This is a genomic window from Candidatus Njordibacter sp. Uisw_056 (assembly GCF_047730085.1).
Taxonomy (GTDB): domain Bacteria; phylum Pseudomonadota; class Gammaproteobacteria; order Pseudomonadales; family Balneatricaceae; genus Njordibacter.
This window is the reverse complement of the sequence record NZ_CP159830.1, coordinates 2100275-2122879: the sequence shown is the minus strand read 5'-3', so window position 1 is coordinate 2122879 and position 22605 is coordinate 2100275. Positions and strand designations below refer to the sequence as shown.

The following is a 22605-nucleotide window of genomic DNA, read 5'->3' as shown; positions in this document are numbered from 1 at the left end:
ACTAGGTTGTATAACATGCAGTATAGATTCCAAATTATTTTAACGACCCTCTTGGCCCTGGCTGTGAGTGCTTGCTCTACTTCCAGCCAACAACCCAGCGGCAATGCTAGTGCCCAGCCCAATAGCAATACAAGCGTGGGCAATTCGCAAGTGGCAATAGTAGCGGCTGCTAAGGCTAAAACCGAAGCACGTTATGCCATTAAACAAGACTTGGGCCCCAAGCAGCACCTAGACATGAGTAAGGCCCCAGATGCCATTCCAAAAGTAGAGCCCCACAGCCGAGGTGGCAATAAGAGTCAATACCAAGTGTGGGGTAAATCCTACTCGGTAATGGCGTCTAGCGTTGGCTATCAAGAGCGCGGTTTAGCGTCTTGGTATGGGCAAAAGTTTCATGGTCATTTAACCTCTAACGGGGAAACCTATGACATGTATGCAATGAGTGCAGCTCATAAGTCTTTGCCTCTGCCTACCTTCGCTCGAATTACTAACCTGGCTAATAATAAGATGGTCATTGTTAGAGTGAATGATCGGGGCCCGTTTCATGGTGATCGCGTGATTGATTTGTCTTATGCTGCCGCCAGTAAATTAGATTACCGCAAAACGGGTGTTGCAGAAGTGTTAGTTGAGGCCATTGATGCGAGTCAGTGGAGCCCTGCACTAGAACAAAGCATTCGTAAGCAGCGTAATAGTAATAGTTTTTCTGCGTCACAAAGCAAAGCTATTGTGCCTGTTAAATCCGCGGCTAAAACTGCTGCAGTTAGTGTTAAGCCAGTGGCTCAGGTGCGGTCTTCATCCCAGAATGAAATTCGCCAACAATACAAACGTGTGTCTGGCTATTACGTGCAGGTAGCGGCAGTGTCGAACATTGGTAGCGCTTTATTGTTGCGAAACGCTCTAGTACAGGAGCTTAAGCGAGCTAATGTTTTTGTAGAGCAGGCTAGTGATCGGCCAGATTTATTTCGCATCCTTATTGGGCCTATCACAGATGCTGGCAGTGCCACTTTATTGATGCAGCAATTGGCAACCTTAGGGCGTGGCCAAGGGCTTATGATAAAGCCTTAATTTGCTGCCTCAAGCGTGTCTCTCATGGTACACTTTGAGCCGTTGAAAATTGCCAATGAAAATGATTAGGTCATTGGACCAATAAACTAAGGTGTTTGAGTATGGTAAATATTGTGGCTTCGGCTAAGTTATTATTTTGCGGCGTGAAGCAGGCAATAAAACATAGCGTTAAAACTGTGGTGCTGGTTGCAGCCGCATCCATGCTGCTACCTATTGGCCTGGCTACTTCTGCCCACGCTGCTCAAGCCCTTGTGCCTCAACCTCCCCAGCTGGCAGCTAAGTCCTATATATTAATCGATGCGATCACTGGTGAGGTGATTGTTGAAATGAACGCCGACGACGTGCTGGCCCCAGCGAGCTTAACCAAGTTAATGACCGCTTACATGTTGGACTATGAGGTAGCTTTGGGCAACGTTTCGTTAGATGACCAGGTGCGTATTAGTGAAAAGGCATGGCGAACAAAGGGTTCGCGGATGTTTATCCAAGAGGGCACCTTTGTTAAATTAGAAGACTTAATGCGTGGCATTATCATTCAATCTGGTAACGACGCCAGTGTAGCAGTTGCAGAACATTTGGCAGGCAGCGAAGACGCTTTTGCAGATTTAATGAACCAGCATGCTGTGCGCCTAGGCATGACTCAAACACACTTTCGCAACTCTACAGGCTTGCCAGCAGAAGGCCATAAAACTACAGCACGGGATCTAGCCACCCTGGCTCGGGCAATTATTCGTGAATACCCTGAGCAATATAAGGTGTATTCGGAAAAAGAGTTTACCTTTAATAAAATTAGGCAGCCAAATCGTAATAAGTTGTTGTGGCGTGACAGTACAGTAGATGGACTAAAAACAGGCTATACGTCTGAGGCTGGATACTGTTTGGTGGCATCAGCTAAAAAGGATGGCCAGCGTTTAATTTCTGTTGTTCTAGGTGCCGCCAGCACTGAGGCTCGGGCACAAGAATCACAAAAACTCATCACCTACGGCATGCGCTTTTTTGAAACACATGTGCTTTACGACGCCCAAGAAATTTTAAACGAAGCTCGGGTTTGGGGCGGTGCACAAGACTACATGGAGTTAATGCTTGAAAGTGAAGTTGCTGTCACTATTCCACGTGGCCAAGCCAAATACATTAAAGCGACCATGGACATTAATAACGGCATTGAAGCCCCATTATCTGCCGGTGATATTTTAGGTAAGCTTGTCATTACCCTAGACACAGACATTATTTTAGAGCGAGATTTAGTTGCCAGTAACGATATACTTGAAGGTGGTTTTTTCAAAGGCATTACCGATAGTGCAAAACGACTTATTAGTGGCGAATGATGAAAGTTAAGCCTGAAGCCCCAAAAATTGAGTTTCCCTGCGCTAACTATAGTTTAAAAATTGTGGGCCTTAAAACGGCAAATTATCATAAGTGGGTGGTTGAATGTATGCAGCGTTTGGCCCCCGAACTAGACCCCAAAAAAGTGCAGGTAGTAGATAGCCGAAATGGCACGTTTCAGTCTATACGTCTGGCGGTAACCGCTCAGAGTGAAGATCATTTAAAAGAAATACATCAAACTCTAATGGACAGCGGCAAGGTTAAACTTGTCCTCTAGCTTAGCCGCTAAAAAAGGGGTGTTAATAAGGCTGCTATCACCCCAAGCCTATGAACTCAGTTGGCAAGGTATGCAAGACTTTACCAATCAGCGGGATGAGGCGACTTTAGATGAGATATGGGTATTACAACACCTGCCTGTATTTACCCAAGGCCAGGCAGGTAAGGCCGAACATATGTTAGACCGAGGCACCATACCTCTAGTACAATCGGATCGTGGGGGTCAGGTAACTTACCATGGGCCCGGGCAGATGATGATCTATCTAATGTTAGATTTAAAACGCTTAAGTATAGGTGTTCGAATGCTAGTTTCGCATATGGAGCAAGCACTAGTTGGCTGCTTGAAGTCTTATGGCATTGCGGCTAATGCAGACACTAAAGCCCCTGGCGTATACGTGCATGGTAGTAAAATAGCCTCATTGGGGCTGCGTGTTCGCAAAGGGTGTAGTTTTCATGGCCTAGCTCTTAATGTAGACATGGATCTTAGCCCCTTTAAGCGTATCAATCCCTGCGGCTACCCTGGTTTAGACATGGTGCAGATGATCGATTTTAATCAGGCGGTTGATTTTGATCAAGTAGCCCGTAGCATGTGCCAACATTTAGTAAAGCAATTGCAGTACCTACACGTTAAGACAACTCAACAACCTTGGGTTGGACACCATTGAATATAACACAAGAGCAATAAGTTACTATGGCGACATCATACAAAGCAGAAGCAGGCGTTAAACTTCGTGGCGCCGATAAGGTATCGCGTATCCCAATTAAAGTTATTCCGACTGAAAAAATGCCTCGTAAGCCAGACTGGTTGCGGATTAAAGTTGTGAGTTCGCCTGAAATTAACCGTATTAAATCTAAACTTAGAGAGCATAAGCTGGCTTCTGTATGTGAAGAAGCTAACTGCCCTAACTTAGGCGAGTGCTTTAGTAACGGCACTGCAACCTTTATGATTATGGGTGAAATCTGCACGCGTCGATGCCCATTTTGTGATGTAGCCCACGGGCGCCCCAATGCATTGGCCGTCGATGAGCCTCGAGAATTAGCCACTGCTGTGGCTGATATGGCGCTTAAGTACGTTGTGGTCACCTCTGTAGATCGTGACGATTTAAGAGATGGTGGTGCACAGCATTTTGCAGATTGTATTAGCGCCATTAATGAGCGTACGCCAACAACTCAGGTTGAAGTACTTGTGCCAGACTTTCGGGGGCGTATGGACATTGCATTAGATATCCTAGCCCAAACACCTCCCCATGTGTTTAACCATAACTTGGAATCCATTCCCCGCCTATACAAAAAGATCCGCCCAGGTTCAGACTACCAATGGTCTTTGGATTTGCTGCAAAAATACAAACAGCGGTGTCCTGACGTGTTAACTAAATCAGGCCTAATGTTGGGTTTGGGTGAAACCAACGAAGAAGTATTGCAAGTGTTGCAAGATTTACGAGACCACGATGTAGATATGCTCACCCTTGGACAATACTTACAACCGAGTTTAAGCCACTTGCCTGTAGATCGGTTTGTGCCGCCTGCAGAGTTTGATGAGTTGGGTGTAGCAGCCAGAGCAATGGGCTTTAAGCACGTAGCCAGTGGGCCACTAGTGAGGTCCTCTTATCATGCAGATTTACAAGCAAAAGGCGAAGTGATAAGTTAATTGCTAATGAAAAAGTGCACTTTATATTGCCTAACGCGACACATAAAAAATACAATAAAATAAACCAACATAAGGTAAGGGCTAGTTATGGCGATCATTCATTGGCTAGGCGCTGGGCTTTCTAGCGCGCCAGGTATTAAACGACTCATCGGTAATGGTGCAGAGTTATGGTTGTGGAACCGTACTTTAAGTAAAGCTGAAGCCGTTATCCATAATTTAGAAGGCCAATGTCAGGCACGAACACTAGACTGGCAACAACTAGCTAGTCATGTAAGCAAGGGTGACATTTTGGTATCCATGTTGCCTGGGTCATTTCATCTTCAGGTGGCCCAGTTAGCCCTAGATAGCCAAGCTCATTTTGTGTCCAGCAGCTATTTATCACCTGCCATGGAGGCCTTGAACCAACAAGCCAAATCGAAAGGCCTATGTTTGGTAAACGAGGTAGGCTTAGACCCGGGTATCGATCATCTCTTGGCTTATGCATTATTAAACCATTACCGTGGGTCTGCGGCATATAAAAAAACTAATCATATAGAGTTTAGGTCATTTTGTGGCGGCTTGCCTGCTGAAGAGAATGATTTTAAGTACAAGTTTTCTTGGTCGCCACTGGGTGTGCTCACTGCCCTTAGGTCTACTGCAAAATGGCTTGAAGGCGGTGAAGTTAAAACCAATAGTAAGCCTTGGCTTGCCGTGCGTGACTATACGATGCCGCTGTCTGAAGAGCACAGTTCAACCTTTGAAGCCATTCCTAACCGTGACTCACTACCCTTCATGGCCCAATACCAATTTGACCCTCAGTGGCCTGTTGATACATTTATCCGTGGTTCTTTGCGGCTACCAGGCTGGTCAGATGCATGGCAGGACATTTTTAGTTTAGTGGAATCTGCCGATGGTGCGGATGCAAACGCCAAGCTTGCTGCCAAGTCTGATGAGCTTTGGCAGCGATACGCTTATAAAGACGGTGAGCAAGACCGCGTGGTATTGTATGTAGAGCTGTTGGCCAAAGATGCAGATACTAACCAATGTATTTGGCACCAAAGCTACTCAATGGATGCCTTTGGTAAGGACCAAGGTAGCGCCATGGCGCGCTTGGTATCGACCACGGTGAGTTTAGCTGTTGATGCTGTTTTAGAAGAGCGTATTAGTGCAGGTGTTAGTGCCGCACCCAACGAAATTAGCTTAGTGTCTGATTGGTTGAGTTATCTAAATGATCACCATGAGCCCATTAAACACCTGAATCATCTGGTTTAACTGTGCAACAACCTAAAAGCGCTATTGTTGTTGGGGCTGGGATGGTAGGCCTATGCTGTGCTTATGCCCTACACATTAGAGGGGTTAGCGTCACTATTGTAGACCGAGACCCTGTGGGAGATAAAACCTCTTATGGTAACGCTGGCGCTCTAGCTATCAGTGAATGTGTGCCGCACAGTTTGCCAGGGCAAATTTGGTCTATACCCAAGTGGCTGTTAGACCCAATGGGCCCCTTGTCTATAAGGCCAGCCCACATTCCTCAATTTATACCCTGGTTACTAGCGTATCTTGGGCATAGCCGTAAAAAAAACGTCTCGCACATTGCCAAAGCACTGCAGGCCATCAATGGTAGAGTAAGTGCAGACTATGACCCTATGCTTAAAGCCATAGGCTATGCAGATAAAGTGCGAGATAAAGGCTGTATTAGAGTCTACGATGATTACAAAAGTTTTAAATTAAGTGCGCAAGAGTGGGACATCCGTAAGCAATATGGGCAACACTTTGAGCTTTTGGGTGAGGCTGAATTAAGGCGTATGGAGCCTGCTATAGGGCAGACAAAGTCCTTCGGTGTATTGCAGCCCCAATGGCGCATTATTGACGACCCGAAGGCCCTAGTGGGAAGTTTGCGAGAATGGTTAGTGAGCCAAGGTGTGGCCTTGGTAACGGCTAATGTAGACGCTTTAGTAACTCAAGACAAGCGGGTAGTGGGTGTTAAAACGCCAGTGGGTGAGCATGTTTCAGACATCACCTTAGTAGCCGCAGGTGCTTGGTCTAAACAGCTAGCCAAACAAGTGGGAGAGACGTGTTTGCTAGAATCTGAACGAGGCTATAACACCACCTTGCCTTACCCTAATATAGCCTTAAGCCATGAGCTTTTATTTGCCGAACAAATGTTTGCTGTGTCGCCTTTATCTGTTGGTGTGCGCGTTGGCGGTGCGTCAGAATTTGCGGGCTTAACAGCTGCGCCCAACTTTAAGCGCAGTGAAAATTTATTGGCTCTAGCCAAGCGCTACCTACCCGAGTTAAATACCAAAAACGGCCAGCAATGGATGGGACATCGGCCATCTACGCCAGATTCATTGCCTGTGCTAGGCCGGTCAGTAAAATGGCAGGGATTGTCTTATGCCTTTGGCCATGCCCATTTAGGTATGACTCAGGCCGCGTCTAGTGGGCAAATGGTAGCTGAAGATTTGTTGGAACCCGACAAAGGTACAGACTTAACAGCCTATAGTATTGGGCGCTTTAGCTAATGACTAGCGAATAGGTTTGCCGGCAAGTTGCATTATTAAGCCACTTAGCAAGTCCCATGCATTAGCTTTGCTCACACCCTTTACACACTGATCTATGGCTTCGCATTGCTGTAGCATATCTTGGGCACTGTGGCTGTTATGATTTTGCGCCGCAGTACGCAGGTAGCCTTTACGCTTTTCCCATACGCGTTCTTGCTTCAGTCCAGCTTCAACCCCTTGAGGGTGGTTAATAACATTAATGAGCAGCCTAATTTCTCGGCTTAATACCCATAGAATTTCCATAGCCTTGGACCCTTCTTCCTTTAAACCATAGAGCATGGTGAGGCTGTGGCTCGCTTGGCCGGTAAGGGCGGTATCTACAAGCTGGTAATTACTGTATCTGGCAAGGCCGCCAACGTCGGCATTAATATGTTCTGCAGTAATTTCGAAGTTCGCACCATTAAGGGTGAATTTCTCTAATTCCTGAGCCGTAGCGAGTAAGTTACCTTCAGTTCTTTGGGTCAGCAATTGGCAAGCGTCTGGGGTTATTTTTAGGCCTAGTTTTTGGACCCTATTGTTAATCCAGCCAGCCATGTGATGTGCTTCTAGTGGAAAAATGGCCATACAAACCCCAGCGGTTTCTAGTGCCTTAAACCATTTAGCACTTTGGCCTTTGGAGTCAATTTTGCCACTGCTAATTAACACCAGATTGTCTGGGTTAGGTTGGCTAACCAGCAAGCTTAAGGTGGCAGAGCCTTCTTTGCCAGGTTTGCCATTGGGCATTCTGATTTCAATTATTTTGCGGCTAGAAAAAAGTGACATGGCTTGATCTGACGCAGTAATTTGCTGCCAATCAAAGCGTCCTTCTGCATGGAATAAATCACGTTCCAAAAAACCTTCTTGGCGCGCTTTGGTTCGAATAGCATCACATATTTCCTGCTGCAACAAAGGTTCATCACCATGCACCATATAACAGCCAGCCAAGCCCCTGGTTAAGTGGTTTTGGAGTTGGTCTGGTTTAATGCGCATTATTCAAAGCTAAGCTGGCGAGTAATGCCAGAGGCAAGTTGCTTATACAGCAACGCCCAGCTGTCAGCTTCAATGCGTTCGTTAATAGTGGCGTTACCTCCGCTCAAGTCAACATCAGTGCTTACAGACATAGGCAGTGAACCAGTTGCAGTCAGTGTTTGTTCAGTGTCTGGCTGCACGCCAGCTGCAATCACCAAATACTCACTGCTTAGGGTGTAGCGCCAGATTAAAGCATCCCCATTAGCGTCTAAAATGAGCTCAGTGCTATTTTTTAGAGTACGCGTTAGCTGCAGGGTGGGTGCTTTGGTATCAGTGCCCACCACAGACTCTACCAGAGTTAACACAACGCCACGTTCAGACAGGTTGTTGGCAACCATAGACCCTAGTATAGGATCGTCTACATAAAGGTTGAGCTGAGCTGGAAAAGACCGTTGGCTTTGGCCTTGCAAATGAAAGCCACAGCTGGCCATAACCAGGCTAAGGCATACAGCGATGCTAAACCTGCCCAAGACACCCAACGTAGAGGTTGTGTTAATCATTGGTTGTGTTCCTATTTATACTCACTTGAGCAACCCTGCTAGGTGTTAACTAACAACGATATTAACCAGTTTATTGGGTACCACTATTACTTTGCGTACCGCCATGTTGGTGATAAAACTTTGCACCTTTGCGTCTGCTAGGGCAAGTTGTTGAATCGTATCACGATCCATATTAGCATCAATACTTATCTTGCTGCGCAGCTTACCGTTAACCTGAATCATCATATCAATGTTCGATTTCACCAAAGCGCTTTCATCCACTTCTGGCCAAGGTGTTTGCAAAATGGTGTCATTGCCAGAAAATGCTTGCCATAACGTATGGCATAAGTGAGGGGTAAAAGGCGACATTAGTAGCACCGCAGTGCTCAAACCTTCTGCTCGCACAGCTCGGCCTTGGTCGCTAAGGTCATCAAACTTAGCAATGGTATTGCTTAGTTCCATAATTGCTGCAATTGCAGTGTTAAAGGTAGTACGACGCTCAATGTCATCGCTAACCTTGCGGATAGTTTCATGAGTCTTTCGGCGGATGTCTTGTTGCTTTTGGTTAAGTTGATTTGCCTCTAAGGCAGGCGCTTCAGGCGCTGACAAGTGTCGGTATACCTGTTTCCAAAAACGTTTAATGAATCGTTGAGAGCCTTCAAGGCCAGCATCAGACCACTCCAGAGACTGTTCTGGAGGTGCAGCAAACATGGTGAACAAGCGCACGGCGTCTGCACCATATTGATCAATCATGGTTTGTGGGTCAATGCCGTTATTTTTAGACTTAGACATCTTGCCCATACCGTCATACAACACAGCCGAGCCATCAGATTTTTTCAATGCACCAGTAATACGGCCTTTGTCATCGATAACGGGGTCCACATCTAGTGGAGAAATCCAATCTTGGCCACCTTTTTCGTCTTGCTGGTAATAAGTGTGAGCTAATACCATGCCTTGGCAAAGCAGTTTTTTAAAGGGTTCGTCAGAAGACACAAGACCCATGTCACGCATTAGCTTGTGGAAAAAGCGTGAATATAAAAGGTGCAATATGGCGTGTTCAATACCGCCCACATAATGATCAACTGGGGCCCAATAGTCTGCAGAATTAGGTGCCAACATATTGTCGTTATGGTTAGCGCTAGTAAAGCGTGCGTAATACCAAGAAGACTCCATGAAGGTGTCAAAAGTATCCGTTTCACGCTTTGCTGCCGCGCCGCACTTAGGGCAGCTGGTATTAATAAACGATGCCATTTTCTTAAGTGGAGAGCCACTGCCGTCAAATTCTACATTCGTAGGCAATACCACAGGCAGTTGATCTTCTGGCACCGCTACTGGGCCACAAGTATCACAATTGATTATGGGGATAGGAGTTCCCCAATAACGTTGGCGGGATACGCCCCAGTCGCGCAAGCGATAGTTAGTGGTAATTTTACCCTTACCATGGTGTTCAAGTTCTGCTGAAATGGCGTCGAAGGCCATTTGAAAATCCATGTCATCAAACGTGCCAGAGTTAACCAAAAGGCCTTTAGCTGTGAACGCTGCTTTTGAGATATCGACTACAACGCTGTCGTCTGCAGAACGAACCACTTGACGGATGGCAAGGCCATACTTCGTGGCAAATTCCCAGTCCCGCTGGTCATGCCCTGGCACAGCCATTACCGCACCAGAGCCATAGTCCATCAGCACAAAGTTGGCAGCCCATACGGGTACAGATTTTCCTGTAATGGGGTGTATTGCAATAAAGCCGGTGTCTAAGCCTAGCTTTTCCATGGTGGCCATGTCGGCTTCAGCCACTTTCATATTCTTGCAGCTATCTATGAATGTGGCCATCGCTGCATTGGTTGTTGCAGCTTTTAAAGCAAGAGGATGTTGTGGAGCCACCGCTAAATAGGTGACACCCATTAACGTGTCTGGACGAGTAGTAAATACGTCTAACGGCCCGTGACTCGGCACATCAAAGCTAAGTTCTACGCCTTGAGAGCGACCAATCCAATTGCGCTGCATAGTACGCACTTGCTCGGGCCATCCGTCCAGCTGATCTAAATCATCTAATAGCTGATCAGCGTAATCAGTGATTTTAAGGAACCACTGAGGGATTTCTTTGCGCTCAACTAATGCGCCAGAACGCCATCCACGGCCATCAATTACTTGTTCATTCGCTAATACAGTTTGGTCTACTGGGTCCCAGTTAACCACGGCATTTTTTTTATAAACTAAACCCTTATCTAATAGTTTGGTAAAAAACCACTGTTCCCATCGGTAGTAGGACGGTTCGCAGGTCGCTAGTTCACGGCTCCAATCGTAACCAAACCCCATGCGCTTGAGTTGGTCGCGCATATAGGCAATGTTCTCATGGGTCCACTTAGCAGGAGGCACATTATTTTTCATGGCCGCATTCTCAGCAGGTAACCCAAAGGCATCCCAGCCCATAGGCTGCAATACGTTTTTACCTTTCATTCGCTGAAAGCGAGAAATCACGTCACCAATGGTGTAGTTACGCACATGGCCCATGTGCAAGCGGCCACTAGGGTATGGGAACATCGAAAGGCAATAATACTTTTCTTGGTCAGGATTATCTTGCACCTGAAAGCTATCGTTAGCTTCCCAAAAGGCTTGAATTTCTGGTTCTATGTCGTGCGCGTTATATTGTTCGTTCATGGGTGCCGTAACTAGTGGTAAAGCCGATATGGCTGGAAATTAAATCGACCCATATAATAACACTAGAGCATAGGCAACAGGTAGCTTGATTGATAAAATAGGCGGGCTTAATCGCTGAGTGATTATTACTTGGCGATCTGAGTGTTTATAAAAATCTTTATTGATCAAGTAATAACAGTTGAATTCCGCCTGTACTGTCGTTATGATACCGCTCCCTGATAAGGCACTCGCCGAACCAAGGTATAGCGCGCCCGTAGCTCAGCTGGATAGAGTACTCGGCTACGAACCGAGCGGTCAGAGGTTCGAATCCTCTCGGGCGCGCCATTTTCTCTTCTAAAATAGCGATTTAATGCAACAATCAGTGCAAAACTTAATATTTTGCTTGGTCTTCGCATGGGAAGTGATGCATCAGCTACAGCGTATCTATTAACCGCTGGGCGCGTCATTTTTAACTAGGCTTTACCACTCAAACACAGTGAGAATTAAAACTTAATAAATGCGATACATAGGCTTATCCTATAGTTGGTCTTTTTATGACGTCAATTCAATCTCTGTTAAATCTTCTTTTAAACCCTCTTTTTATCGAATGCCCAAGACCTGCTCTAACGTAAGATCAAGCGTCTTATCAATACGACGTTTTTTATGGCTTATTTAACCCAGAAAGGCATCCAAAATCCCTAGGATCAAACGGTATCAGATGTATAATGATTTTTCTCCTCATTTTGCCACAAGAGTTGGCAATATCTGGGTATTACCCCGGCCTATCTTTGGCCTACACCTTGGGGAAAACTAGGGTTTTAATATTATTTTTTTGGGGGTGCTATGCTGTCACATAGTGATTTAATCTTGGCTAGAGGGCGCAGGCTCGCTTATGAGCGTATCGTAGGGAAGGGCCCAGACATTGTTTTTCTAAGTGGCTTTAAGTCAGATATGCAGGGCACAAAGGCTTTGCATTTAGCCCAGTGGGCCGCGCGCAACGGGCGCAGTTTTCTGCGCTTTGATTATTCGGGACATGGGCAATCATCGGGGAAGTTTTGTGATGGGTGCATTGGAGATTGGTTAACGGACGCTGAAGCTGTGATTGCTGAACTGACTGATGGGCCTGTGATCCTTGTAGGCTCTTCTATGGGAGGCTGGATTTCTCTGTTACTCTCAAAGCGCCTTGGTGCGCGGTTGGTAGGATTAGTCACTATAGCCGCTGCCCCTGATTTTACTGAAGACGCCATTTGGGCCGCTTTTAATGCAAATCAGCGATCCGAATTGAAACGTAACAAACAGGTCGCTCTGCCGTCCGATTATGATGGCCCCTATATTATCACGCAGCGACTAATCGAAGATGGTCGTCAGAATCTGGTGCTGCGTGCACCGCTGGAATTGCCCTGTCCGGTGCGCTTTCTTCAAGGTACCGCAGACGTGGATGTTGATATGTCTGTGGCACTGCGTTTACTGGCCCATGCATCTGGGCCAGATATCCAGCTAACCTTGGTTGATGGCGCAAACCACCGGTTTTCAGATGACCGTTGCTTGGGGTTGATAGAAAACGCCTTAATCGATGTTTTGCCCCTGAGCCTGGCCTGATATGAAAAGATGGCCCTTTGCGTCGCTATGTTTTGTCACACTTAAAGTGCTTTGAGGTTTGAACATGAAGAAGAGTATTTGCATTAAGAATAGGCAAACAATTACTTTGTTGCACCAATAACATTGATGATCGCTTGTTGCATGGCTGCACTATTGTTGTAGTCCAATGGGATCCCAAACAGTTTATTGTCTTTACTAATCACTAGGCTGGGAAAGCCTTGGCTTGAGAGTTGGCGGGCTAATTGAAGTTGTTCCTGCAGCAGCAACTCGATAGCAGGGCTGGTTATATCCTGTTTGAACTTTTCTGCATTTAGGCCGATGCTGTGAGCAACCTCAGCCAAAACATCGATGTTGGAGGGGTTTTTGGCGTTTAGATAGTAGGCCTGCTGTATACCTAGAATCATTGCTTGTTCTAATGTGGGGTCTTGCATTTTGGCTGCTAACACCGCCCGGCACGACGGGTAAGTGGAGCGCCTTGGCATGCTATTGCTGGCAGGGTTCCAAAAATCATAATTGAATTTGGTACCGGGTATGTGTTGCTCGATGCGTTGCCATGTGGCTTTTAAGGCGTGTTGCATGCCGGTGGCCATGGGCTGGTTTGAATCTGCCGCCAAGCCACCCACAACATAAATAATGGTTACGGTACTGCCAAGCTGGGCTTGGAGTTGCTGCCATACGGGCTTGAAACCCCAACACCAGCTGCACATGGGGTCGTGGATGTAGAACAGCGTTGCATTAGATGGCTTCACTAAATTACCTTAAGTTTTGACACAGTACTGCAAATATAACTGCCTAATTGCGCCATGACAATATTGTTTTAATAGTCCTGTAACTTGCACATAGGGTTTGGGGTTCATAAAAATAATTGTTGGTTTCATAAAAATAACTGCAACGCCTATGCCACATTAAGCCTAAATTGCAGTTGTTTACTGGGGTGTACCAAAGTAGACTTGATGCGGCACATAAGTATCTATGTGCGGCAGAGGCGTTTTCTGCAGGGCTGAAGCCTTGTGATTATTGATTTGTTTTGTTATTTTTCATTACCGCTTAAAGATAAATCCTCACTAATTATAATAACGGAGTTAGAAATGAACAAGTTTGTTAAAGGTATTGCTGTTGCTGGTCTAGCAACTGCCATGTCCCAAGGCGCGATAGCCGCCTGTGGCGACGTAACTATTGCAGAAATGAACTGGGCATCTGCCGAGTTTATGGCTAACGTAGACAAAATCATCCTAGAAGAAGGTTATGGCTGCAGCGTGGAATTGGTTCCAGGTGCAACGCTGACTACTTTTGCTTCGATGAACACCAAAGGAGTCCCTGACATTGCTCCTGAATTATGGACCCAATCGGTCGATGTTCCGCTGAAAGCTGCCATTGCAGCTGGCAGCTTACACTCAATGAATCCTATGCCAATTCTAGGCGCTGGTGAAGGTTGGGTTGTACCTAGCTATACGCTAAAGAATCACCCAGAACTTAAAACTGTGTTGGATGTCATCGAGCGTCCTGATCTTTTCCCATACAATGAAGATCCATCTAAAGGCGCGTTCGTGGGTTGTCCTGCAGGTTGGGGTTGTCAGCAAATTAATAATAACTTATTCACAGCGTTCGATATGGAAGCTAAAGGGTGGGTATTAGTTGATCCAGGTTCTGCTGCAGGTCTTGATGGTGCCATGGCTAAGGCTGCACAACGTGGTGACGACTACTTTGGTTACTACTGGTCTCCAACAGCGATGATGGGCAAGTGGGATATGGTTACGCTTGATTTTGGTGTGCCATTTCAAGGAATGGAAGACTGGCTTGGCTGTACTACCCAAGCTGAGTGTGCTGATCCACAGCCAACTTCTTGGAGTGTCTCTGAAATCAACACCATTGTTACTGATTCATTTATGAAGAACAATGACCCCAAAGCTGCTGCTTACCTTGTGGCACGGGAATACCCTGCAGCCGCCATGGGCGCAATGCTAGTGTATATGGCTGATGAGCAAGCTGGCGGTGAAGATGCAGCGATTGAATTTCTTATGAACCATGAAGACGTTTGGACTCAATGGGTTGGCGTACAAGCCGCTAACCTAATCAAAAAATCTTTAAACTAACCTAAGGGTTATTCAAAAAGCCTGCTAACCTCGTTAGCAGGCTTTTTTTTAATGTTTTAACTGAGCAGGATTAATTGTGGAATTATTTGATGACTTTCCCTCAATGGGGAGAACAGACTTAAGAGATCTAAAAAAAGGTATCGATCTTGCCTTTAATGATTTTTCTCGAGATAACGGCGAGGCGATTGAGGGTTTCTTTGATCCGCTAATGCATTTTATGGTGTGGTTTGAAAAACTACTAATGGCCGCACCTTGGCCGATTATGATTTTAATATTTGCTCTCTTAGCTTGGCTTGGCGCACGCAGTATTGGCATCGTCATTGGCACCATAGTATCGTTTTTGGCGATAGGTTATTTTGGCATGTGGGAAGATACCATGGCCACAGTGGCGATTATTTCTGTGGCGACTTTTTTGTGTATTGGCCTTGGCATACCACTGGGTATACTGATGTCACGCTCTAATCGTTTGCAGGCAGGGGTTACTCCTGTGCTGGATATCATGCAAACTATTCCAAGTTTTGTGTACTTGGTACCAGTGGTGATGCTACTGGGCATTGGCAAGGTGCCTGGCCTTATTGCTGTGTGCATTTACGCACTGCCTCCTATCGTGCGGTTAACTAACTTGGGCATTCGGTTAGTAGATAAAGAAGTGCTTGAAGCGGCTGAAGCCTTTGGCTCTAGTTATCGACAGAAGTTATTTGATGTGCAGATACCTCTAGCGTTACCCAATATTTTTGCGGGTGTAAACCAAACCATAATGATGGCATTGGCCATGGTGGTTATCGCTTCTATGATTGGTGTTAAAGGTTTGGGTGTGCCCGTATTGCGTGCTCTTTCCAATCAGTACTTGGCATTAGGCTTGATGAACGGCTTAGCTATTGTAGCTTTGGCGGTAATATTTGACCGAGTTTCTCAACAGTACGGTAAACGGTTGCAAAAGCACCGTGAAGGAGGCCATGGTGTCTGATATTAAAGTTTCTATTAAGAATCTATATAAGATTTTTGGCTCTAACGGTAAAGATATGGTGCAAAAGGTTGAAGAGGGTGCCACCAAGGCATCACTTCAAGCTGAGTATAAACATGTTTTAGGCTTAAATAATGTCAATATAGACATTCCTGCCCGCCGCATCCAGGTGATTATGGGTTTGTCTGGCTCTGGTAAATCTACCTTAATTCGCCATTTAAACCGTTTAATTGAGCCTACCTCTGGTGAGATCATGGTTGACGGTGAAGACGTTTTGGCAATGTCTGACGTTGAGTTGCGTAACTTCCGTCGCAACAAAATGTCCATGGTATTCCAAAAGTTTGCTTTGTTGCCTCACCGTACAGTGATCGACAACGTGGGTTATGGCCTGAAGATTAAAGGTACCGATAAAGCAGAAATGAACGAACGTTCGCAAAAGTGGATTGATCGAGTAGGTTTGTCGGGTTTCGAAAACAACTACCCAGCACAATTGTCTGGTGGTATGCAGCAGCGGGTAGGTTTGGCTCGCGCCTTGGCTACAGATGCTGAGATCTTGCTCATGGATGAAGCCTTCTCGGCTTTGGATCCATTGATTCGTAATGACATGCAAGATATTTTGTTAGATTTACAGGAAGAACTGCACAAAACCATTATATTTATTACCCACGATTTGGATGAAGCCCTCAATATTGGTGACAATATTGTTATCCTGCGTGACGGCGCTGTCATCCAACAAGGTTCACCACAAGAAATTGTGTTAGATCCTGCAGATGATTACGTGCGTGACTTTATTAAAGACATCAACCGTGCTCGCGTATTAGACGTGAGCTCGGTAATGAAGACAGGTTCTAATGACTCTGGTCTGGAATTGGCTTCTGATGTTATTTTAGAGCTAGCCATGCCAGCAATGATTAAAGCTGACGTTACAAGTGCTAATGTAATGCGTGATGGTGAAGTAATTGGCGTGGTAACCCTTGCTGACATGATCGGCGGTATTGCTCGTCCAGAAAGCCATGAGGGAGAGCAAGTAACCTACCGTTAAGGTTTATCTTGTTTTAACAAAAGGGTAGCTTCGGCTACCCTTTTACGTTTTGCATCAAAGTTAACCTAGCTGGTCAATTTGCGTTTGGTTGTAGCCTAGTAAATCGCGGTACACCACTTCGTTAGCAGAGCCCATGGGAAGGCCTGGGAAACGCAGTTTAGACTTCTTATTAGTGGTTGAGTTGTCTCCCATACGAAAAGGTACGTCAGGCATTTTAAGTTCTACCCCAGACGCTGGGTCTATCACCCTAATAATACTGCCACGAGCCTCAAAGTGGGGGTCTTCATCAATTTCCTTCATTGACAAAATAGGGCCGGCTGTAATGCCTTCTTGGCGAAACAGCGCCAGAGCTTCCGGGTTGGTTTTGCCCAACATCCAAGCCTTAATAATTTGATTAAGCGCAATGCGGCTGTCGGCCTGAATGCGGTCATTATTAGTTTTAAAACGCGGATCACGAATAAGCTGGGGCTGCCCCATGACTTCGGCTAAACGTTCCCATGTTTTTTGGTTGGAGCATGACATGGCTACCCATAAACCGTCGCTGGTTTGGTAATTGTTTCGAGGGGCTGCGGCCCTCAGTTCGTTGCCAATTGGCTTTGGCACTTCGCCGGTGAGCTGGTAACCAATAAATTCACCGCCTAAGTAACCAAACAAGGGCTCGTATAAAGAAATGTCCACAACCTGGCCACCACTTTCCCCGCGCTTACTTTGATGCAATGCTAGGCTCACGGCATAGGCTAAGTGAATACCGGTAGTGAGGTCTGCCAGGGCAATAGGTGGGCTAGTAGGGCCAGTTTCTTCATAACCATTAAGGTATGAAAAACCGCTGTAAGCTTCGGCTAGGGTGCCAAAACCCGGTTGGTGAGCGTGGGGCCCTGTCATGCCATAACCAGAGACTTTGCCAATAACAAGGCCAGGGTTAAGCTCTAGTAATGCCTCATGGCTTAAGCCGAGGCGATCCATAACGCCTAAACGCATATTTTCTACTAGTACGTCACTCGATTGAATAAGCTCCAAAAACGCTTGTTTGCCTGCCTCAGACTTAAGGTTTAAAGTGATGGGTAGTTTATTCCTGCCAATATAAGCGTGATAAGGCTCAATACCAGTTGCTGCATGAGTTCCCCAGCCTCGCAAGGCATCTGGTATATTGGGGTTTTCTACTTTAATAATTTCTGCCCCAGCGTCACCTAACAAGGCTGCGCAATAGGGTGCAGCGATCACACTGGACAAATCGATCACACGCTTACCTTCTAACGGCAAGCCTTTAAAGCAGGATTCTTGGCGTTGTTGGGTGATGTATTCGTTTAGGTTAGGCTGTGTTTGTGCGCTCATAGTGGGGGTCCATTTTAGTTATGAGCCCAATTTGCATCATCACATGCCGCCAGTCAATGCTATAAACACAATGATTGATGTTTAACTAAAAACGCTTTTTTTGTTTCCTATAAGCTATCAAAGGAAACATAAGAAAGGGTATTAAAAACTATACATATCATGTAGTTATATTTTTTTTAAAGACATTGGTTTAGCCTAATAGAGCTTAGTTTCTAATGCGATATTTATGCCATAAAAGTACAAAAAACCACAAAAAAGTGGCCAATAGGAAATATTAAGACTAAAGCACTTAAAAAATATCCCATAGGCTTTCAAAGCTGTTGGTGAAGCTATTTTTTGCTTTTGGCCACTGGCATGGTTGCAAAATCTTTAACGTCTGAGTTAATGGGTGTAGAAGGTAGTCGGCTACTGGCCCAAACATTACATTGGGGTTGAAACCATTTAGCATCGTCCATGGTGCCTACTTTAATATGTATACGATCAGGTCTGTTGCTATTGGTGCCAAACAGTTGGCTGCCACAATTAGCACAAAAATGTTTGGTCATTTTAGTGCCAGAATTGGCGTTGTGGCTAAATGTTTGAGTTTCGCCTTGCCAATTCAAGCTTTCAATGGGAACAAAAGCCAAGGCAGCAAATGCAGAACCCCCATTTTTGCGACAATCTTGGCAATGGCAATGGGCTTGGAACAGCAGAGCAGCTTCTGCTTGGTAACTTATTTGGCCACATAAGCAACTGCCGGTGATTGTTTGTGTATCGGGCATAGAGGTTGCCTCCTTTTCATTGGTATAATATCGGCAGATTCCGTTATTTAAGTGTTTTAAAGCTGTGACATGAAATTTATTGTTAAACTCTTCCCTGAAATTACGATTAAAAGCCGTCCTGTAAGAAAGCGTTTTATTCAGCGGCTACAGTCTAACTTAAGGGTTATCCTGCAACGTATTGAGCCAAATATCAAGGTATATGGTTTATGGGACCGCGTGGACATTAACTGTCCACCGCAGGCAGATGCAGTATATGAAGAAATAGTAACAGCCTTAGGTGATACCCCAGGCATCGCAAATAGTATTGAAGTACAAGAATACCCCTTAAAAGACTTTGAACAGGTGCTTGGCATTGTAAAAAGTGTTTGGGGCCAGCGCCTAATAGGTAAGAGTTTTGTTGTGCGGGTTAAACGCTCTGGAGAACATGATTTTACCTCTGGAGAAATGGAGCGGTACCTTGGTGCGGGTCTGTTGCAGTATACGCAAGCCCTTAGAGTAGATCTTCATACGCCAGAGGTGACCATTAATTTAGAAGTAAAAGGTGATGCAGTATTTATTATAGAGCGCCTTATTAGCGGCATTGGTGGCTACCCTCAAGGGAGCCAAGAAGCCGTAGTATCACTTATTTCGGGTGGGTTTGACTCTATTGTCTCTAGTTACCTCACTATGAAGCGTGGGGCAAAAACTCATTTTGTGTTTTTTAACCTAGGTGGGCTAGCCCATGAAGCCGGTGTAAAACAGATTTCCTACTACCTATGGAAAAAATTTGGGTCTGCTTCGCGGGTTAAGTTTATATCGGTACCGTTTGAAGAAGTAGTCGGTGAAATATTACAAAATGTTGACCATTCTCACATGGGTTTAGTGTTAAAACGTATGATGCTGCGGGCAGCAGATCGAGTGTCGGGTAAACTAAAAGCGGAAGCCATGATTACGGGTGAAAGCATGGCTCAGGTTTCAAGCCAAACACTAACCAACCTAGGGGTTATTGATAAAGTCACAGATCGCTTAGTGTTGCGGCCATTAATTACGTACGACAAGCAAGACATTATTAACATAGCCACTAAAATTGGTGCGTATGAGTTTGCTGCGTCGATGCCAGAATATTGCGCTGTCATCTCTAATCGACCCACGGTAAGAGCAAAGCTGAAACGGGTAGAAGAAGAAGAACAAAACTTTAATTTTAATGTGCTTGAAGAGGCCTTAGAAAATTCTCGTGTCACTAGTATAGACACCGTGTTAGAAGATATTAAACAATTAGGGCAGCTTTTGCCCAAACAGCGATTACTGGCTAACGATGTAGTTGTGGATGTGCGCCCTAGTTTGGAGCAGCAAAAAAAACCCTTGAATCTTCCAGGTATAGACATTATCACCGTGCCTTTTTTTATAATTAACAAACAGTTTGGTACTTTTGATCAAGGTCGAAACTATTTACTGTATTGTGAAAAAGGTGTGATGAGCCAGCTACATGCGCTTCACATTCAAGATCAAGGGTATAAAAATGTGGGCGTTTACCGACCCCAAGGGTAGTGTGTTGCTTAAATTGAGCAAAATAAGTCGCGTTGTTGAATTTTTTTGACGTTTTTAGGAGCGATACTAAAATCATTGGTTTTTATACTGGGTATTCTTGCGACTTTGGTCACACTTGGGTAAATTGTGTCATTGAAATGATTCGTAGCCTCACCATGGCTGCAAAAATAAGCCGCCACAAGCGGCAAAAATAACCGGAGCTGCTATCGTGCCAACATCCGAACTAATGCTCGAAGGCCTCACCTTAATGGTGTTTGGCATGGGCTTTGTGTTTACTTTTCTTACCTTATTGGTGTTTTCCACCAAAATGATGTCCGCTACTGTGTTGCGCTTTTTACCTGTTGAAGAAGTGCTACTACAGCCACCTTTGACCATGGCTTCACCTTCGCAACAAATTGCCAATGATCCCCAACTGATGGCGGTGTTAAGCGCAGCGGTTCACCGTTATCGTCAAGATCATTAATAACAGTAGCATCCCCAATTTTCCATCTTCGATTATTAGCACAGGCGTAAACACATGACCGCTGTTAAACAACCTTTAGGTATTACTGATGTCGTCCTACGTGACGGCCATCAGTCTCTATTTGCCACGCGCATGCGTTTGGCTGATATGCTCCCCATTGCTGACAAGCTAGACCAAATAGGCTATTGGTCTGTTGAAACATGGGGGGGAGCCACGTTCGACTCATGTATTCGTTATTTGGGCGAAGACCCTTGGGAGCGTATTCGTGCCCTTAAGGCCGCTATGCCTAGAACGCCGCAACAGATGTTATTTCGTGCGCAAAATATACTTGGCTATCGCCACTATGCTGATGACGTAGTCCGTAAATTTGTAGAACGTGCTGCAATTAATGGGGTTGATGTGTTCCGGGTGTTTGACGCCATGAACGATGCTCGCAACTTAGCCACTGCTATTACTGCGGTAAAACATACCGGTAAGCATGCCCAGGGCACCATTTCCTATACTTTAAGCCCCTTACATAATATTGATTATTGGGTTGATTTGGCCAAAAAGATTGAAGACCAAGGTGCAGATTCCATCTGTATTAAAGACATGGCTGGTTTATTGAACCCCTATACTGCCTTTGAGCTAGTGACCCGCCTTAAAGCCGAAACCAACATGCCTGTGCACATGCAATGCCATGCCACTACTGGCTTGTCTACCGCGGCTATCCTGAAGGCTGCAGAAGCAGGTATTGATAACGTTGACACCTCTATTTCTTCCATGTCGATGACTTATGGCCACTCACCTACAGAATCTGTAGTGTCTATTTTTGAAGGCAGTGACCGTGATACTGGGCTAGACATTAACGCCCTAGAAGAAGTCGCGGCATACTTTCGCGAAGTGCGTAAAAAATATGCCAAATGGGAGGGTTCCCTTAGGGGGGTAGACTCCCGCATTCTAGTGGCTCAAGTGCCAGGTGGAATGCTCACCAATATGGAAAGCCAGCTTAAAGAACAAGGTGCCGCAGATAAGCTTGATGAAGTGTTAGCAGAAATCCCACGGGTACGTGAAGACTTAGGCTTTATTCCTTTAGTCACGCCAACCTCACAGATTGTAGGCACTCAGGCTGTGCTTAATGTACTTACGGGTGAACGATACAAAACGATTACTAAAGAAACTGCAGGTGTATTAAAAGGTGAATATGGCGCTGCCATGGCGCCTTTTAATGAAGCACTGCAAACCCGCGTGCTTGACGGTGCGCAAGCCATTACATGCCGCCCTGCAGACCTCATCGAAGACGAATTAGACAAGCTCACTAAAGAATTACGTGGCCTTGCCAAAGAAAAGAATATTAAACTGGCTTCAGGAGACCGGGAAATAGATGACGTATTAACCTACGCCTTATTCCCTCAAGTGGGGCTTAAATTCTTACAAAACCGTGATAACCCCGAGGCCTTTGAACCAGTGCCTACGTTAGAGTCTGCTGTTGCGTCCACAGCGCCTAAAGTCGCTGTTGGGGGCTCCACTATTTATACTATTGGTGTCAATGGCCAAAGCTATGTAGTGGAAGTAGAAGAAGGGGGAGATATTTCAGCTGTTGGTGTGGCTAAAGTTGCTATTGCCGCCGCCCCAGCTTCTGCCGCTGCGCCAGTGACAGGTGGCGAGCCCATCACTGCACCTTTAGCGGGTAATATTTGGAAGGTTCATGCGGTACCCGGGCAAGCAGTGCAAGAAGGCGATGTGTTATTTATCTTAGAAGCTATGAAAATGGAAACTGAAATTCGCACCAGCAAGGCAGGTGTGGTTGGTTCTGTAACGGCTAAAGAAGGCGACTCTGTATCTGTTGGTGATACCTTGTTAACCTTAGTTTAG

20 protein-coding genes and 1 tRNA gene are annotated in these 22605 nt (G+C 45.6%); 15 read left to right on the top strand and 6 right to left on the bottom strand.

Annotated elements, in window-relative coordinates:
• Window positions 1-15 precede the first annotated feature (15 nt).
• The 7 genes from ABXT60_RS10210 to ABXT60_RS10180 all read left to right on the top strand — a co-directional run bounded on the left by ABXT60_RS10210 (window position 16) and on the right by ABXT60_RS10180 (window position 6807).
• On the top strand, window positions 16-1062 hold the full coding sequence (locus tag ABXT60_RS10210) for a septal ring lytic transglycosylase RlpA family protein (protein WP_443630046.1): 1047 nt from the start codon (window positions 16-18) through the stop codon (window positions 1060-1062).
• Window positions 1063-1262: 200 nt separating this feature from the next.
• Window positions 1263-2384: a D-alanyl-D-alanine carboxypeptidase family protein gene (locus ABXT60_RS10205; protein WP_443632095.1), complete on the top strand. Its 1122-nt coding sequence runs from the start codon at window positions 1263-1265 to the stop codon at window positions 2382-2384.
• Entirely contained in the window at window positions 2381-2659 is a 279-nt protein-coding gene (locus ABXT60_RS10200; RefSeq protein ID WP_443630045.1) for an HP0495 family protein, read from the top strand. Before ABXT60_RS10205 ends, ABXT60_RS10200 begins: the two co-directional genes overlap by 4 nt.
• Window positions 2660-2729: 70 nt before the next feature.
• Window positions 2730-3323, top strand: coding sequence for a lipoyl(octanoyl) transferase LipB (gene lipB, locus ABXT60_RS10195; RefSeq protein WP_443632094.1), 594 nt, complete (start codon window positions 2730-2732; stop codon window positions 3321-3323).
• A gap of 26 nt (window positions 3324-3349) precedes the next feature.
• Complete coding sequence (gene lipA / locus ABXT60_RS10190) at window positions 3350-4306, top strand: lipoyl synthase (RefSeq protein WP_443630044.1); 957 nt, start codon at window positions 3350-3352, stop codon at window positions 4304-4306.
• 87 nt (window positions 4307-4393) lie between these two features.
• Complete coding sequence (locus ABXT60_RS10185; protein ID WP_443630043.1) at window positions 4394-5557, top strand: saccharopine dehydrogenase family protein; 1164 nt, start codon at window positions 4394-4396, stop codon at window positions 5555-5557.
• Window positions 5558-5559: 2 nt separating this feature from the next.
• Window positions 5560-6807, top strand: a complete 1248-nt coding sequence (locus tag ABXT60_RS10180; RefSeq protein ID WP_443630042.1) for an NAD(P)/FAD-dependent oxidoreductase — start codon at window positions 5560-5562, stop codon at window positions 6805-6807.
• A gap of 3 nt (window positions 6808-6810) precedes the next feature.
• On the opposite strand, the gene holA is transcribed toward ABXT60_RS10180, so the two are convergent.
• Genes holA through leuS form a run of 3 tightly spaced genes read right to left on the bottom strand, consistent with a single transcriptional unit; the run spans window position 6811 to window position 10991 of the window.
• Window positions 6811-7815, bottom strand: a complete 1005-nt coding sequence (gene holA, locus ABXT60_RS10175; RefSeq protein ID WP_443630041.1) for a DNA polymerase III subunit delta — start codon at window positions 7813-7815, stop codon at window positions 6811-6813.
• On the bottom strand, window positions 7815-8354 hold the full coding sequence (locus ABXT60_RS10170) for a hypothetical protein (RefSeq protein WP_443630040.1): 540 nt from the start codon (window positions 8352-8354) through the stop codon (window positions 7815-7817). The genes holA and ABXT60_RS10170 overlap by 1 nt, the downstream gene beginning before the upstream one ends.
• Before the next feature lie 45 nt (window positions 8355-8399).
• A complete protein-coding gene (gene leuS / locus ABXT60_RS10165; protein WP_443630039.1) occupies window positions 8400-10991 on the bottom strand; it encodes a leucine--tRNA ligase in 2592 nt (863 codons plus the stop codon).
• Between the two features lie 247 nt (window positions 10992-11238).
• On the opposite strand from leuS, the gene ABXT60_RS10160 reads away from it, so the two are divergent.
• Both ABXT60_RS10160 and ABXT60_RS10155 read left to right on the top strand, forming a co-directional pair.
• Window positions 11239-11315, top strand: a tRNA-Arg gene (locus tag ABXT60_RS10160).
• Window positions 11316-11813: 498 nt separating this feature from the next.
• The gene (locus tag ABXT60_RS10155; RefSeq protein ID WP_443630038.1) at window positions 11814-12569 is read left to right on the top strand and encodes an alpha/beta hydrolase; all 756 of its coding nucleotides are present in this window, start codon (window positions 11814-11816) and stop codon (window positions 12567-12569) included.
• Between the two features lie 101 nt (window positions 12570-12670).
• On the opposite strand, the gene ABXT60_RS10150 is transcribed toward ABXT60_RS10155, so the two are convergent.
• On the bottom strand, window positions 12671-13318 hold the full coding sequence (locus ABXT60_RS10150; RefSeq protein ID WP_443630037.1) for a DsbA family protein: 648 nt from the start codon (window positions 13316-13318) through the stop codon (window positions 12671-12673).
• A gap of 339 nt (window positions 13319-13657) precedes the next feature.
• On the opposite strand from ABXT60_RS10150, the gene ABXT60_RS10145 reads away from it, so the two are divergent.
• The 3 genes from ABXT60_RS10145 to ABXT60_RS10135 all read left to right on the top strand — a co-directional run bounded on the left by ABXT60_RS10145 (window position 13658) and on the right by ABXT60_RS10135 (window position 16668).
• Window positions 13658-14662: a glycine betaine ABC transporter substrate-binding protein gene (locus ABXT60_RS10145; RefSeq protein WP_443630036.1), complete on the top strand. Its 1005-nt coding sequence runs from the start codon at window positions 13658-13660 to the stop codon at window positions 14660-14662.
• 103 nt (window positions 14663-14765) lie between these two features.
• Window positions 14766-15629, top strand: a complete 864-nt coding sequence (locus ABXT60_RS10140; protein WP_443632093.1) for an ABC transporter permease — start codon at window positions 14766-14768, stop codon at window positions 15627-15629.
• Complete coding sequence (locus ABXT60_RS10135; protein WP_443630035.1) at window positions 15622-16668, top strand: quaternary amine ABC transporter ATP-binding protein; 1047 nt, start codon at window positions 15622-15624, stop codon at window positions 16666-16668. The genes ABXT60_RS10140 and ABXT60_RS10135 overlap by 8 nt, the downstream gene beginning before the upstream one ends.
• Before the next feature lie 60 nt (window positions 16669-16728).
• Here the strand turns inward: ABXT60_RS10135 and ABXT60_RS10130 are convergent, their stop codons facing one another.
• Both ABXT60_RS10130 and ABXT60_RS10125 read right to left on the bottom strand, forming a co-directional pair.
• Window positions 16729-18000 (bottom strand): CaiB/BaiF CoA transferase family protein, encoded by a 1272-nt coding sequence (locus ABXT60_RS10130; protein WP_443630034.1) that lies wholly within the window; start codon window positions 17998-18000, stop codon window positions 16729-16731.
• Window positions 18001-18329: 329 nt separating this feature from the next.
• Entirely contained in the window at window positions 18330-18761 is a 432-nt protein-coding gene (locus tag ABXT60_RS10125) for a GFA family protein (protein WP_443630033.1), read from the bottom strand.
• Window positions 18762-18830: 69 nt separating this feature from the next.
• Here ABXT60_RS10125 and thiI point away from each other — a divergent pair, with 69 nt between their 5' ends.
• The 3 genes from thiI (at window position 18831) to oadA (ending at window position 22605) form a co-directional block, all read left to right on the top strand.
• A complete protein-coding gene (gene thiI, locus ABXT60_RS10120; RefSeq protein ID WP_443630032.1) occupies window positions 18831-20288 on the top strand; it encodes a tRNA uracil 4-sulfurtransferase ThiI in 1458 nt (485 codons plus the stop codon).
• 208 nt (window positions 20289-20496) lie between these two features.
• Entirely contained in the window at window positions 20497-20751 is a 255-nt protein-coding gene (locus ABXT60_RS10115; RefSeq protein WP_443630031.1) for an OadG family protein, read from the top strand.
• A gap of 54 nt (window positions 20752-20805) precedes the next feature.
• Window positions 20806-22605, top strand: coding sequence for a sodium-extruding oxaloacetate decarboxylase subunit alpha (oadA, locus tag ABXT60_RS10110; RefSeq protein ID WP_443630030.1), 1800 nt, complete (start codon window positions 20806-20808; stop codon window positions 22603-22605).